Source organism: Falsiroseomonas stagni DSM 19981, assembly GCF_900114315.1.
GTDB classification, from domain to species: Bacteria; Pseudomonadota; Alphaproteobacteria; order Acetobacterales; family Acetobacteraceae; genus Falsiroseomonas; species Falsiroseomonas stagni.
Map to the genome: position 1 here is coordinate 288,879 of NZ_FOSQ01000005.1, position 14,261 is coordinate 303,139.

The following is a 14,261-nucleotide window of genomic DNA, read 5'->3' on the forward strand; positions in this document are numbered from 1 at the left end:
CATTAATATCAATCGTAGAGAATCGCCTTCGAGCACCGGCCGCACCAGGGGCCGTTTCGTTGGCTGCAGCCCCGCCGGCGGCGGGGCATGAAAGGGACCACCATGCGGGACCGCGATCCGGTCGAGATCTACAACAACTCCCTCGTCCCGATGGTCGTCGAGCAGACGGCGCGGGGCGAGCGGGCCTATGACATCTATTCGCGCCTGCTGAAGGAGCGGATCATCTTCCTCACCGGGCCGATCTACGACCAGGTGGCGTCCCTGATCTGCGCGCAGCTGCTGTTCCTGGAAAGCGAGAACCCGAACAAGGACATCGCCTTCTACATCAACAGCCCCGGCGGCGTGGTGACGGCCGGCCTCGCGATGTACGACACCATGCAGTACATCCGCAGCCCGGTGTCGACGGTGTGCATCGGCATGGCGGCCTCCGCCGGCAGCCTGCTGCTGACGGCGGGTGCCAAGGGCAAGCGCTACGCGCTGCCGAACAGCCAGGTGATGATCCACCAGCCCTCCGGCGGCGCGCAGGGCCAGGCGACCGACATCGCCATCCAGGCGCGGGAGATCCTGAAGACGCGGGAGCGGCTCAACCGGATCTACGTGCATCACACCGGCCAGGCGCTGGATGAGATCGAGCGGAAGATGGAGCGCGACACCTACATGACGGCCGAGGAAGCCCGCGATTTCGGGCTGATCGACCAGGTGGTGGAACAGCGCCCCGCGCCGCCCGTGGAAGCGGCGAAGAGCTGACCGCGCGCCCTTTCCTCGACCAGGGGCTGGGCAGGAACGGAGCCTTCGGGTTTCGTTCGCGCTCTGTTTTTGATCTGTCCCTTGGAACAGGGTTATGCTTTCCCCCGCCGCAAGGCGGGGCTACATTCACCCGTTGCCGCCCCCCAGCCGGGGGGTGGGCGTCCCGCGCCGTCGGCCTTCCAGGCGACCGGGGCTTGAGGCTTTCGGAGCGCGCATGAGCAAGTCCGGCGACTCGAAGAACACCCTTTACTGCTCGTTCTGCGGCAAGTCGCAGCACGAGGTCCGGAAGCTCATTGCCGGGCCTACCGTGTTCATCTGCGACGAATGCGTCGAGCTGTGCATGGACATCATCCGCGAGGAGCATAAGACGCACCTCGTGAAGTCCCGCGATGGCGTCCCCACGCCGCGCGAGATCTGCAAGGTGCTCGATGACTATGTCATCGGCCAGGACCACGCGAAGAAGGTCCTGAGCGTCGCGGTGCACAACCACTACAAGCGCCTGGCGCATGGTGGGAAGTCCGGCGACATCGAGATCGCGAAGTCCAACATCATGCTGGTCGGGCCGACGGGCTCGGGCAAGACGCTGCTTGCGCAGACGCTGGCCCGCATCCTCGACGTGCCCTTCACGATGGCCGATGCGACGACGCTGACCGAGGCCGGCTATGTCGGCGAGGATGTCGAGAACATCATCCTCAAGCTGCTGCAATCCGCCGACTACAATGTGGAGCGTGCGCAGCGCGGCATCGTCTACATCGACGAGGTCGACAAGATCAGCCGCAAGTCGGACAACCCCAGCATCACGCGCGACGTGAGCGGAGAGGGTGTTCAGCAGGCGCTGCTGAAGATCATGGAAGGCACCGTTGCCTCCGTCCCCCCGCAGGGTGGGCGGAAGCATCCGCAGCAGGAATTTTTGCAAGTCGACACCACCAACATCCTCTTCATCTGCGGCGGTGCGTTTGCGGGACTTGAAAAAATCATCGCGGCGCGCGGGAAGGGCTCGGGCATCGGCTTCGGGTCCGAGGTGCGGGCGCCGGATGAACGCCGCACGGGCGCGATCCTGCGCGAGGTGGAGCCGGAGGATCTGCTGAAGTTCGGGCTCATCCCCGAATTCATCGGCCGCCTGCCCGTCGTCGCGACGCTCGAGGACCTCGACGAGAAGGCGTTGATCGAGATCCTGACCAAGCCCAAGAACGCGTTGATCAAGCAGTACCAGCGGCTGTTCGAGATGGAGGGGGCGAAGCTCACCTTCACCGAGGATGCGATGAAGTCGGTCGCGATGCGGGCGATCCAGCGTCGCACCGGCGCGCGCGGCCTGCGGTCGATCATGGAGAGCATCCTGCTCGGCACCATGTTCGACCTGCCGGGGCTGGAGGACGTGGAGGAAGTGGTCGTGAACCGCGAGGTGGCGGAGGGCCGTGCGAGCCCGCTGTTCATCTACGGCGAACGCCCCGTGGAACAGACCAGCGCCTGATCGGCGCTGGGAACAGGCCAGCGCCCGGTCGGCGCTGGACCCTGCCGAATGCCCGGTCCCCAGAAGCCGGCGCCGGCGGTCCACCCAGGAAGGCGCTGCCAGCATGGCAGGCCTGCCTTGTGGCCGCGGGGCAGGGGACCCATCTGGATGACAACCCCGTGGCGCCGGGGGCCGTGCCGATAACCAGGGCCCCCGTGGTGGGAAAGTCCTGGGGGCGGACCCCGCGCCGACTGTCCTGAGTGAGGTCCGACATGGCGGCCAATCCGATCCAACCCGCACGCGGCGAACTGCTTCCCGTCCTGCCGCTGCGCGACATCGTCGTCTTCCCCCACATGATCGTGCCGCTGTTCGTCGGGCGCGAGAAATCCGTCCGCGCGCTGGAAGCGGTGATGCGTGACGACAAGCAGATTCTCCTCGTCGCGCAGAAGAACGCGGCGCAGGACGATCCGGGAATCGACGATCTCTACCAGGTCGGCACCGTCTCCACGGTGCTGCAACTGCTGAAGCTGCCGGACGGCACCGTGAAGGTGCTGGTCGAGGGCGGCCGCCGCGCGAAGATCGCCGCCTACAAGGGCACCGATCCGTATTTCGAGGCCTTCTCCGAAGTGGCCGATGAACCGGCGACCGAGGCGCGGGAGCTGGAGGCGCTGGCGCGCACCGTGGTCGCGCAGTTCGAGCAGTACATCAAGCTCAACAAGAAGATCGCGCCGGAGGTCCTCGTCTCGATCAACCAGATCGAGGAGCCGGCCAAGCTGGCCGACACGGTGGCGAGCCACCTGAACCTCAAGATCGCCGAGAAGCAGGAGCTGCTGGAGATCGTGGGCGTCGGCCCGCGGCTGGAGCGCGTCTTCGCCCATATGGAGTCGGAGATCGGCGTCCTGCAGGTGGAAAAGCGCATCCGCAGCCGCGTGAAGCGGCAGATGGAGAAGACGCAGCGCGAGTACTACCTGAACGAACAGCTCAAGGCGATCCAGAAGGAGCTGGGCGAGGGCGAGGACGGCAAGGACGAGACCGCTGAGCTCGAGAAGAAGATCAAGGAGACCAAGCTCTCCAAGGAAGCGCGCGACAAGGCGATGGCGGAGCTGAAGAAGCTCAAGACCATGTCGCCGATGAGCGCGGAAGCGACGGTGGTCCGCAACTACCTCGACTGGATCCTGTCGATCCCGTGGAAGAAGAAGACCAAGATCCGCAACGACATCGAGGCGGCGGAGAAGGTGCTGGACGCCGACCACTACGGGCTCGAGAAGATCAAGGAACGGATCATCGAGTACCTGGCGGTCCAGTCCCGCAGCCCGAAGATCCGCGGGCCGATCCTGTGCCTGGTCGGGCCGCCTGGCGTCGGCAAGACCTCGCTCGGCAAGTCGATCGCCAAGGCGACGGGGCGGAACTTCGTTCGCATGTCGCTGGGCGGCGTGCGGGACGAGGCGGAGGTGCGCGGCCACCGGCGGACCTATATCGGGTCCATGCCCGGCAAGGTCGTGCAGGGCATGAAGAAGGCCAAGTCGTCCAACCCGCTCTTCCTGCTGGATGAGATCGACAAGCTGGGCGCCGATTGGCGCGGCGATCCCTCCTCCGCCCTGCTGGAGGTGCTGGACCCCGAGCAGAACGCGACCTTCAACGACCACTACCTGGAGGTCGACTACGACCTCTCGGACGTGATGTTCGTGACGACCGCCAACAGCCTGCGCATGCCGCAGCCGCTGCTGGACCGCATGGAGATCATCCGCATCCCCGGCTACACCGAGGATGAGAAGGTCGAGATCGCCAAGCGCCATCTGCTGCCGAAGGTCAGCGAGGCCAATGGGCTGAAGGCCGGCGAGTGGTCGATCAGCGAGGACGCGCTGCGCGACATGGTGCGCTACCACACCCGCGAGGCCGGTGTGCGCAACCTGGAGCGCGAGCTGGCCGGCATCGCCCGCAAGGCGGTGAAGGAGATCGTCTCCAAGAAGGCGAAGAAGGTCGCGGTCAACGTCAAGAACCTCGAGAAATTCGCCGGTGTCCGCAAGTTCCGCTACGGCGAGGCGGAGGCCGAGGACATGGTCGGCGTCGTCACCGGCCTGGCCTGGACCGAGGTGGGCGGCGAGATCCTGACGATCGAATCCGTCGTCGTTCCCGGCAAGGGCGCGGTGAAGACGACCGGCAAGCTGGGCGACGTGATGCAGGAAAGCGTGAGCGCGGCGATGAGCTATGTGCGCTCCCGCGCCCCCAGCTTCGGCCTGAAGCCCACGATGTTCGAGAAGCGGGACATCCATGTGCATGTGCCGGAAGGCGCGACGCCGAAGGATGGACCCTCCGCCGGCATCGCGATGGCGACGTCGATCGTCTCCGTCCTGACCGGCATCCCAATCCGCCGGGATGTGGCCATGACCGGCGAGATCACGCTGCGCGGTCGCGTGCTGCCGATCGGGGGGTTGAAGGAGAAGCTGCTGGCGGCGCTGCGGGCTGGCGTCACCACGGTCTTCATCCCGAAGGAGAACGAGAAGGACCTGGCCGAGATTCCGGACAGCGTGAAGAAGGGCCTCACCATCCTGCCGGTGAGCCATGTGGATGAGGTGATCTCCAAGGCGCTGGTGCGCCCGCCGGAGGCGATCACCTGGGAAGAGCCGCCGGAGGCGCCGCCAGCCGCGGCATCCGGTGCCGGCGGGGATGGATCGGCCGTCCGGCCGCACTGAACCCGGCGGGATCGAGGCATGGGGGGCGCGCATCGGCAGCGATGCGTGCCCTTCGCTTTTTTGTTGAGTGGTCTGGGATTTGTATCGGGCCTACGGGCGGCGCGGCGCAATCCGTGGGTTTTGCGCCTCACCAGCGCCAGGAATGGCGGATATCCGCCATTAATCGGGCCGCGCAGCGTTGACGCGGCGGAAAAGCGCCTCCTAGTGTGCCGCCGGGGCGCCGGCAGAGTCGTGCCGGCTGGCCATCGAATGTCGTCACACAGGAACCTGAAGGGGGGTCCCATATGAATAAGCAGGATCTGGTCGCCGTTGTTGCCGAGGCTGGCGATCTGCCGAAGGCGAAGGCCGGGGATGTGCTGGATGCGGTCTTCGACGCGATCACCAAGGCGCTGAGCAAGAAGGATGGCGAGGTCCGGCTGGTGGGCTTCGGGACGTTCTCGACCTCCAAGCGCAAGGCCGGCAAGGGCCGCAATCCGCGGACGGGCGAGGAGATCAAGATCCCGTCCTCCACGACGGTGCGCTTCAAGGCCGGCAAGGGCCTGAAGGACGCCGTGAACTGAGATTTCCCGGCAACGGGAAGCGGGAAGGGGGCTGGTCCGCAGGGACCGGCCCCTTTTCGTTTGTGCGGGCCTGGCGTAGGGGAGGGGTGGCGGGCGCTTAGCTCAGAGGTAGAGCGGCTGCTTTACACGCAGTTGGTCGGCGGTTCGATCCCGTCAGCGCCCATTCCCGCCGCCAAAGGCGGCGGGAATCCGCCGGAGGCGGAGAGAAGCGACCTGCGCGGCACCGCCGCGCGGCGCGGCCTGCATCTGGCGATACCCCTCTGGCGCCCGGACGAGGCGGAGAGAAGCGACCTGCGCGGCACCGCCGCGCAGCGCGGCCTGCATCTGGCGATACCCCTCTGGCGACCGGACGAGGCGGAGAGAAGCGACCTGCGCGGCACCGCCGCGACTTGGCATGCCTGGCGGCGCGACCTGGGCAGCCCCGCATTTTTCCATTCACGACCGAATCCGCGCCGCATCACGCACCTCGCAAAGCGTCCACATCGATCTTCGGCGTCCCTCCATTTCACCGGGGACCCGCGCTTGACACCCCTCCGCTGCCCCCGTATCTCCCCGCCACCAGTCGCGTGCGGGTGTAGCTCAGTTGGTTAGAGCGCCGGCCTGTCACGCCGGAGGTCGCGGGTTCGAGCCCCGTCACTCGCGCCACGCGACTGGTTTTCCCCTTTCCCATCAGGTTGTTGGCGCCAAGGACCGGTCATCCGGGCTTCCTCTGGCGCTTGTTGCGGTTTCGGCAACCAACGCATGTCAACACTGCCATGATGCGCTGCACCCTATGGCGGAGCGCGGCGGGCGGGTCTAATCTCACCCTGCTGCGGTGCGGCATGGGACGGGGGCCTGCGGAAGGACGCGGGAAGCTCCCCCATCTCGCACATGCGGAGAACCCCGGGGCCTTAATGCCGGGGATTGAGGTAAGGCAAAGGGTGCCGTGGCATGACCCAGCCCATGTTGGCTGAATACTTCCCGATCCTGGTGTTCCTCGGGATCGCGGCCGCCATCGCCTGCGCGATGGTGGGCGGGGCCTTGCTGGCCGCGCACCAGAAGCCGGATCCGGAAAAGCTCTCAGCCTATGAGTGCGGATTCGAGCCCTTCGACGACACGCGCCGGCGCTTCGACGTGCGCTTCTACCTGGTCGCGATCCTGTTCATCATCTTCGACCTGGAAGTGGCGTTCCTGTTCCCCTGGGCGGTGACGCTGAACGAGATCGGCTGGTTCGGCTTCCTGTCGATGATGGGCTTCCTCGGCGTGCTGACGGTCGGCTTCATCTATGAGTGGCGCAAGGGCGCGCTCGACTGGGAATGAAGGCGCGGCTTCGCACCAATTTCAGGGGGGCGCCGGCGGGGCGCCCGGAGATCGGCATGAGCGGTTCGAACACACAGGACATCGCCTGGAACCGGGAGGCCCTGCCCCCCGGGCCGGCGCAGGACGCCGTGGTCAAAGGCATCACGGGTGAGATCGAGGAGAAGGGCTTCGTCATCGCCAACCTCGACAAGGTGGTGAACTGGGCCCGGACCGGCAGCCTCTGGCCGATGACCTTCGGCCTGGCCTGCTGCGCGGTGCCGATGATCCACGCCTATATGGCGCGCTACGACCTCGACCGCTTCGGCATCATCCCGCGCGGATCGCCGCGGCAGTCGGATGTGATGATCGTGGCGGGCACGCTGACCAACAAGATGGCCCCCGCCTTGCGCAAGGTCTACGACCAGATGAGCGAGCCGCGCTGGGTGATCAGCATGGGCAGCTGCGCGAATGGCGGCGGCTACTACCACTACAGCTACGCCGTGGTGCGCGGCTGTGACCGCGTGGTGCCGGTGGACGTCTACGTCCCGGGCTGCCCGCCGACGGCGGAAGCGCTGGTCTACGGCATCCTCCAGCTGCAGAAGAAGATCCGCCGTACGGGGACCATCCTCCGTGGCTGAGGCGAGCGCGATGCACGAGCTGGGTGCGACCATCGCGGCGGCGGCCGGCCCCGCGGTGCAGGAAGTGTTCGTGGAGCGCGGGCAGGAGCTGGTGCTGCGCGCGACGCGGGAGATGATCCTGCCGCTGATGGCGATGCTGCGGGATGATCCGCGCTTCGCCTTCGAGCAGCTGGTGGACCTCTGCGGTGTCGACTACCCCGAGCGCGCGGAGCGCTTCGAGGTGGTCTACAACCTGTTGAGCCTGTCGCTGAACCAGCGCGTGCGGATCATCGTCAGCACGGATGAGGCGACGCCGGTGCCGAGCATCGCGAGCATCTGGGTCGCGGCGACCTGGTATGAGCGCGAATGCTGGGACATGTACGGCGTGGTCTTCGCGGGCCTGACCGATCTGCGCCGCCTGCTGACGGATTACGGCTTCGAGGGCCATCCGCTGCGCAAGGATTTTCCTCTCACTGGCCATGTCGAGGTCCGGTACGACGAGGAACAGAAGCGGGTGGTGTATGAGCCCGTGGCGCTGACGCAGGATTTTCGCAACTTCGACTTCCTCTCTCCCTGGGAAGGCATGACGACGCTACCGGGCGACGAGAAGGTGCATCTGGTTCGCGCCGAGCGCGGGCAGATCGAAGGACCAAAAGCATGAGCACGGAGCTTGTGAGCGGTCTGCCGCTGCCGGGTGGCAGCGAGGATTCGGGCCGCCATCAGAAACTGTTCGACGCCGATACGCACACCATCAATTTCGGCCCGCAGCACCCGGCCGCGCATGGCGTGCTGCGCCTCATCCTGGAGATGAAGGGCGAGGTGGTGGAGCGTGCCGATCCGCATATCGGCCTGCTGCATCGCGGCACCGAGAAGCTGATGGAGTACAAGACGTATCTCCAGGCGATGCCCTATATGGATCGCCTCGACTACGTCTCCCCCATGTGCATGGAGCACAGCTTCGTGCTCGCCGTGGAGAAGCTGCTCGGCATCGAGAATGAGGTGCCGGAGCGCGCCAAGTGGATCCGCACGATGTTCGCGGAACTCACGCGCATCCTGAACCACCTGCTGAACGTCACGACCTATGCGCTCGACGTCGGCGCCATCACGCCGTCGCTGTGGGGGTTCGAGCAGCGGGAGCATCTGCTCGAATTCTATGAGGCGACGGGCGGCAGCCACTACCACGTGAACTACTTCCGCGCCGGCGGCGTGGCGAAGGACCTTCCGGCGGGGCTGGAGGACCGGATCGGCAAGTGGTGCGACCAGTTCCCGGCCTTCCTCGACGATCTTGAAGGCCTGCTCACCAACAACCGCATCTTCAAGCAACGCACCGTCGATATCGGCGTGATGACGGCGGAACAGGCGATGGCCTGGGGCTTCAGCGGGCCCTGCCTGCGCGCCTCCGGCTGCGCCTGGGATCTGCGGAAATCTCAGCCCTATGAGATGTACGAGAAGCTCGATTTCGAAGTGCCCGTCGGCGTGCATGGCGATTGCTACGACCGCTACCTCGTGCGGATGCAGGAGATGCGGCAGTCGCTGTCGATGGTGAAGCAGTGCCTGAACCACATCCGGCCGGGTGCGGTGAAGATCGCGGACAACAAGATCACGCCGCCGAGTCGCGGTGCCATGAAGCGGTCGATGGAAAGCCTGATCCATCACTTCAAGCTCTACACCGAGGGCTATCACGTGCCCGCCGGCGCGACCTACACGGTGACGGAAGCGCCGAAGGGCGAGTTCGGCGTGTACATGGTGGCGGACGGCACCAACCGGCCCTATCGCGTGAAGATCCGCGCGCCGGGCTATGCGCATCTCCAGGCCATGGAAGCGCTTTCCAAGGGGCACATGCTGGCCGACGCGGTCGCCATCATCGGCAGCCTCGACATCGTCTTCGGGGAGATCGACCGGTGAGCGTCGAACAGCCCACGCACTTCTCCTTCGACGCCGAGAGCGAAGCGCAGATCAGCAAGGTCCTGGCGCGGTATCCGGAGGCGAAGAAGGCGTCCGCCACCATTCCGCTGCTCTACGTCGTGCAGCGGCAGATGGGCCGGACCACGGGCAGCGCCTGGGTGCCGAATGTCGCGATGGATGAGATCGCGAAGCGCCTCGGCGTCGCGCCGATCCGCGTCTATGAGGTCGCGACCTTCTACTTCATGTTCAACATGAAGCCGATCGGGAAGCATCACCTCCAGCTCTGCGGCACCACGCCCTGCATGCTGCGCGGCAGCGACGATGTGATGCGCGCCTGCCATGACGCGGCGCATGTGAAGGTGGGCCAGACCAGCAGCGACGGGTTGTTCACGCTGACGGAGGTCGAGTGCCTCGGCGCCTGCGTGAATGCGCCGGTCCTGCAGGTCGATGACGACTACTACGAGGACCTGGACTACGACCGCACCGTCGCGCTGATCGAGGCGCTGAAGCGGGGTGAGCGGCCGAAGCCGGGCAGCACGATCGGACGGCAGACCAGCGCGCCGGAAGGCGGACCGCTGACCTTGCTGGACGTGGCGGGGGAATAGGGCCATGGCGCTTTCCGACAAGGACCGCATCTTCACCAACCTCTACGGCATGCAGGACTGGCGCCTGGCCGCCGCGCAGAGGCGCGGCAACTGGGACGGCACCAAGGGCATCCTGGAGAAGGGCCGCGACTGGATCATCGAGGAGATGAAGTCGTCCGGTCTGCGTGGCCGCGGCGGCGCGGGCTTCCCGACGGGCATGAAGTGGTCCTTCATGCCGAAGCAGGCGAGCGAGCGGCCGCACTACCTCGTGGTCAATGCCGATGAATCCGAGCCTGGCACCTGCAAGGATCGTGACATCATCCGTCACGATCCGCAGACGCTGATCGAAGGATGCCTCATCGCGGGCTTCGCGATGGGCGCGCATGCCGGCTACATCTACATCCGGGGCGAATACTACAACGAGAGCGTCGTGCTCGAGGCCGCGATCCAGGAAGCCTATGATGCGGGGCTGATCGGAAAGAACGCCTGCGGCAGCGGGTGGGACTTCGACCTGTATGTGCACCGCGGCGCCGGGGCATACATCTGCGGCGAAGAGACCGCGCTGATCGAGAGCCTGGAAGGCAAGAAGGGAATGCCGCGGCTGAAGCCGCCTTTCCCCGCCGCCGTGGGTCTCTATGGCTGCCCGACCACAGTGAACAATGTCGAGACCATCGCGGTGGTGCCGACCATTCTGCGGCGCGGCGCGGCCTGGTTCGCGGGTTTCGGCCGGCCGAAGAACAGCGGTACCAAGGTCTTCTGCATCCAGGGCCATGTGAACAAGCCCTGCAATGTGGAGGAGGAGATGAGCATCCCGATGCGGGAACTCATCGAGCGGCACGCCGGCGGCGTGCGCGGGGGCTGGGACAACCTGCTCTGCGTGATCCCGGGCGGGTCCTCCACGCCGCTGCTGCCGAAGGACATCTGCGACACGGTGCTGATGGATTTCGATGCGCTGCGCGAGCACAAATCGGGCCTTGGCACCGCGGGCGTGATCGTGATGGACAAATCCACCGACATCGTCCGCGCCATCGCGCGCCTGTCGCGCTTCTACAAGCATGAGAGTTGCGGCCAGTGCACGCCCTGCCGCGAAGGCATGGGCTGGGTCAGCCGCATGATGGACCGCATGGTCGAAGGCCGCGCGGATGTCGAGGAGATCGACGTGCTGGAGGAAGTGACCCGGCGCATCGAGGGCCACACGATCTGCGCGCTGGCCGATGGTGGCGTCTGGCCGGTGCAGGGCCTCATCCGGCATTTCCGGCCGGTGATGGAAGCGCGCATCGCCGACTACAAGGCGAAGCATGCGCGGCCCTCCATGCCGCTGGCGGCGGAGTAAGGGCGATGGCGAAGGTCACGGTCGATGGGATCGAGGTCGAGGTCCCGAACGGCGCCACGGTGCTGCAGGCGTGTGAGGCCGCAGGCAAGGAAATCCCGCGCTTCTGCTACCATGAACGCCTGAGCGTCGCGGGCAATTGCCGCATGTGCCTGGTGGAAGTGGAGAAGGCGCCGAAGCCGGTTGCCTCCTGCGCCTATCCCGTCGCGGACGGGATGGTGGTGAAGACGGACAGCCCGGTGGTGCGCAATGCGCGCCGCGGCGTCATGGAATTCCTGCTGATCAACCACCCGCTGGACTGTCCGATCTGCGACCAGGGCGGCGAATGCGATCTGCAGGACCAGTCCGTCTCTTACGGCATGGACAAGTCGCGGTACCGCGAGGCCAAGCGGTCCGTGAAGGACAAGAATATCGGGCCGCTGATCAAGACGATCATGACGCGCTGCATCCAGTGCACGCGCTGCGTCCGCTTTTCGGCCGAGGTTGCCGGCACCGCCGAACTCGGCGGGACCAATCGCGGCGAGAACATGGAAATCGGCACCTATGTCGAGAAGGCGCTGACCAGCGAGCTTTCCGGCAACCTGATCGACATCTGCCCCGTGGGCGCGCTGACGAGCCGGCCCTATGCCTTCGTGTCGCGGCCGTGGGAATTGCGGAAGACCGATGGCATCGATGTGCAGGATGCCACGGGTACCAATATCCGCATCGACACGCGCGGCCCGGAAGTGCTGCGAATCCTGCCGCGCATCAATGAGGATGTGAACGAAGAGTGGATGGCCGATCGTGGCCGCTTCTCCTTCGACGGCCTCAAGCGCAAGCGCCTCGACCGGCCCTGGCTGCGCGTCGATGGCAAGCTGAAGCCGGTGTCCTGGCCGGAGGCGCTAGGCGCCGTGGCGGCGAAGCTGAAGGCGACGGCACCGGATCGGATCGGCGCGGTGGCCGGCGATTTGGTGGATGCGGAAAGCGCCTTCGCGCTGAAGGCGCTGATGGCGGGGCTGGGCTCGGCCAATCTGGATTGCCGCCAGGATGGCGCGGCGATCGACGCGTCGCGGCCGGATTTCTACCGCTTCAACACGACGATCGCGGGTATCGAGGAGGCGGATGCGCTGTTGGTGATCGGCGCCAATCCGCGGACCGAGGCGCCCGTCATCAATGCGCGCATCCGCAAGCGCTGGTCACTCGGGAAGTTCCCGATCGGCGTGGTCGGCCCGGCGGGCGTGGACCTGACCTACGGCTACGATCATGTGGGGGAGGGGCCGGCGACGCTCCGCTCCATGCTGGCCGGCACGCATCGCTTCATGGCGGTGCTGCGGGAAGCGAAGAAGCCGATGATCCTGCTGGGCCGCGGCGCGCTGGCGCGGCCGGATGGCGCGGCGGTGCTGGCGGCTTCCTGGGCCATCGCCCGCGACTGCAACGCGCTGCGCGATGATTGGCACGGCTTCAACCTGCTGCATCTGTTTGGCGGGCAGATGGCGCCGCTGGCGATGGGCTTCCTGCCCGGGGCTGGTGGCAAGGATCTCGGCGCCATGCTGTCGGGCGGGGTCGATGCGCTGTGGCTGCTGGGCGCGGACGGGATCGACCCGGCCGCGATCGCGCCGGAGACCTTCGTGATCTACCAGGGCCACCACGGGGATCGCGCGGCGTCGCGCGCCGATGTGATCCTGCCCGGTGCCGCCTATACCGAGAAGGACGGCACCTACCTCAACACCGAAGGCCGGGCGCAGATCAGTCGCACCGCGCTCCATGCGCCGGGCGAGGCGCGGGAGGATTGGCGCATCATCCGCGCCGCCGCGCAGGGCCTCGGCGTGACGGTCGGCTTCGATGATCTGGCGCAGCTTCGCGCGGCGATGATCGCGGCGGCGCCGGCGCTGGCGGAGGGCTTCACGCGGTCCTTCTGCATGGACATGTCCGGCCCGGCCGGCGATGCGGATGCGCTGGGCGATGCGCCTTTCGCCTCCGCCATCACGCAGTATCACCTGGCTGATGCCATCGCGCGGGCTTCCGACGTGATGGCCGAATGCGCGCGCACCTACGGCCCCGTGCCGGCGCTCGCGGCGGAGTAGGGATCGATGGAAGCCTTTCTCGCCACCCCCGTCGGCATCCTGGCGCTGACCGTCGCCAAGGCGATGGCGCTGCTGGTGCCGTTGCTGATCGGCGTCGCCTACCTGACCTGGGCGGAGCGCAAGATCCTCGGCGCCATGCAGATGCGGCGCGGGCCGAATGTGGTCGGCCCCTTCGGCCTGCTGCAGCCCTTCGCCGATGCGTTGAAGATGCTGATGAAGGAGACCATCATTCCTTCCGGCGCGTCGCGCGCGTTGTTCCTGATGGCGCCGATGATCACCTTCATGCTGGCGATGCTGGCCTGGGCGGTGATCCCGGTGAATGACGGCTGGGCGATCGCCGACATCAATGTGGGCATCCTCTACCTCTTCGCCATCTCCTCGCTCGGCGTCTACGGCATCATCATCGCGGGCTGGGCGTCCAATTCGAAATACGCCTTCCTCGGTGCGCTGCGGTCGGCGGCGCAGATGGTGTCCTACGAAGTCTCCATGGGCTTCGTCATCGTGACGGTGCTGCTCTGCGTCGGTTCGCTGAACCTCACGGAAATCGTGCGGGCGCAGTCGACGGTGTGGTTCATCATCCCGCTCTTCCCGATGTTCGTGATCATGTTCATCTCCGCCCTGGCGGAGACGAACCGCGCGCCCTTCGACCTGCCGGAGGGTGAGTCGGAGCTGGTGGCGGGCTTCTTCGTCGAATACAGCTCGATGAGCTTCGCGCTGTTCTTCCTCGGCGAATACGCGAACATGATCCTGATGAGCGCGCTCATCACCATCCTGTTCCTGGGTGGCTGGCTGCCGCCGATGGCGATCGAGCCCTTCACCTGGATCCCGGGTCCGGTGTGGTTCATCCTGAAGATCTGCTTCTGCCTCTTCGTCTTCGTCTGGGTGCGCGCCACCTTCCCGCGCTACCGCTATGACCAGTTGATGCGGCTGGGCTGGAAGGTGTTCCTGCCGTTCAGCCTGGTGTGGCTGGTCATCACCGCCGCGGCGCTGAAGCTGTTCGGCTGGCTGCCGGCTGTCGGGTGAGGAGATAGACC

The 14,261-nt window shown here is 66.2% G+C and carries 12 protein-coding genes and 2 tRNA genes; all 14 read left to right on the top strand.

All coding sequences use genetic code 11. From position 1 onward, the window contains the following. Window positions 1–102 precede the first annotated feature (102 nt). The 14 genes from clpP to nuoH all read left to right on the top strand — a co-directional run bounded on the left by clpP (window position 103) and on the right by nuoH (window position 14,250). Window positions 103–747, top strand: coding sequence for an ATP-dependent Clp endopeptidase proteolytic subunit ClpP (gene clpP / locus BM041_RS15530; RefSeq protein ID WP_092960776.1), 645 nt, complete (start codon window positions 103–105; stop codon window positions 745–747). 214 nt (window positions 748–961) lie between these two features. Further along, window positions 962–2,218 (top strand): ATP-dependent Clp protease ATP-binding subunit ClpX, encoded by a 1,257-nt coding sequence (clpX, locus tag BM041_RS15535; RefSeq protein WP_092960777.1) that lies wholly within the window; start codon window positions 962–964, stop codon window positions 2,216–2,218. A 251-nt stretch (window positions 2,219–2,469) separates the two neighbouring features. Next, window positions 2,470–4,890, top strand: a complete 2,421-nt coding sequence (gene lon, locus BM041_RS15540) for an endopeptidase La (protein ID WP_092960778.1) — start codon at window positions 2,470–2,472, stop codon at window positions 4,888–4,890. Between the two features lie 284 nt (window positions 4,891–5,174). Beyond that, the gene (locus BM041_RS15545; protein ID WP_092960779.1) at window positions 5,175–5,450 is read left to right on the top strand and encodes an HU family DNA-binding protein; all 276 of its coding nucleotides are present in this window, start codon (window positions 5,175–5,177) and stop codon (window positions 5,448–5,450) included. A gap of 91 nt (window positions 5,451–5,541) precedes the next feature. Continuing rightward, window positions 5,542–5,613, top strand: a tRNA-Val gene (locus BM041_RS15550). Window positions 5,614–6,018: 405 nt separating this feature from the next. Continuing rightward, a tRNA-Asp gene (locus tag BM041_RS15560) sits at window positions 6,019–6,095 on the top strand. Window positions 6,096–6,380: 285 nt separating this feature from the next. Beyond that, window positions 6,381–6,749 (top strand): NADH-quinone oxidoreductase subunit A, encoded by a 369-nt coding sequence (locus BM041_RS15565; protein ID WP_092960781.1) that lies wholly within the window; start codon window positions 6,381–6,383, stop codon window positions 6,747–6,749. A gap of 56 nt (window positions 6,750–6,805) precedes the next feature. Then, complete coding sequence (locus BM041_RS15570) at window positions 6,806–7,366, top strand: NuoB/complex I 20 kDa subunit family protein (protein ID WP_092960862.1); 561 nt, start codon at window positions 6,806–6,808, stop codon at window positions 7,364–7,366. Between the two features lie 10 nt (window positions 7,367–7,376). Next, window positions 7,377–8,006 (top strand): NADH-quinone oxidoreductase subunit C, encoded by a 630-nt coding sequence (locus BM041_RS15575; protein ID WP_092960782.1) that lies wholly within the window; start codon window positions 7,377–7,379, stop codon window positions 8,004–8,006. Next, window positions 8,003–9,250 (top strand): NADH-quinone oxidoreductase subunit D, encoded by a 1,248-nt coding sequence (locus BM041_RS15580; protein WP_092960783.1) that lies wholly within the window; start codon window positions 8,003–8,005, stop codon window positions 9,248–9,250. Before BM041_RS15575 ends, BM041_RS15580 begins: the two co-directional genes overlap by 4 nt. Continuing rightward, complete coding sequence (locus BM041_RS15585; protein WP_092960784.1) at window positions 9,247–9,855, top strand: complex I 24 kDa subunit family protein; 609 nt, start codon at window positions 9,247–9,249, stop codon at window positions 9,853–9,855. The genes BM041_RS15580 and BM041_RS15585 overlap by 4 nt, the downstream gene beginning before the upstream one ends. A gap of 4 nt (window positions 9,856–9,859) precedes the next feature. Continuing rightward, window positions 9,860–11,167 (top strand): NADH-quinone oxidoreductase subunit NuoF, encoded by a 1,308-nt coding sequence (gene nuoF / locus BM041_RS15590; protein ID WP_092960785.1) that lies wholly within the window; start codon window positions 9,860–9,862, stop codon window positions 11,165–11,167. A 5-nt stretch (window positions 11,168–11,172) separates the two neighbouring features. Then, window positions 11,173–13,227: an NADH-quinone oxidoreductase subunit NuoG gene (gene nuoG / locus BM041_RS15595; RefSeq protein ID WP_092960786.1), complete on the top strand. Its 2,055-nt coding sequence runs from the start codon at window positions 11,173–11,175 to the stop codon at window positions 13,225–13,227. Window positions 13,228–13,233: 6 nt separating this feature from the next. Beyond that, window positions 13,234–14,250, top strand: a complete 1,017-nt coding sequence (gene nuoH, locus BM041_RS15600) for an NADH-quinone oxidoreductase subunit NuoH (RefSeq protein WP_092960787.1) — start codon at window positions 13,234–13,236, stop codon at window positions 14,248–14,250. Window positions 14,251–14,261 lie beyond the last annotated feature (11 nt).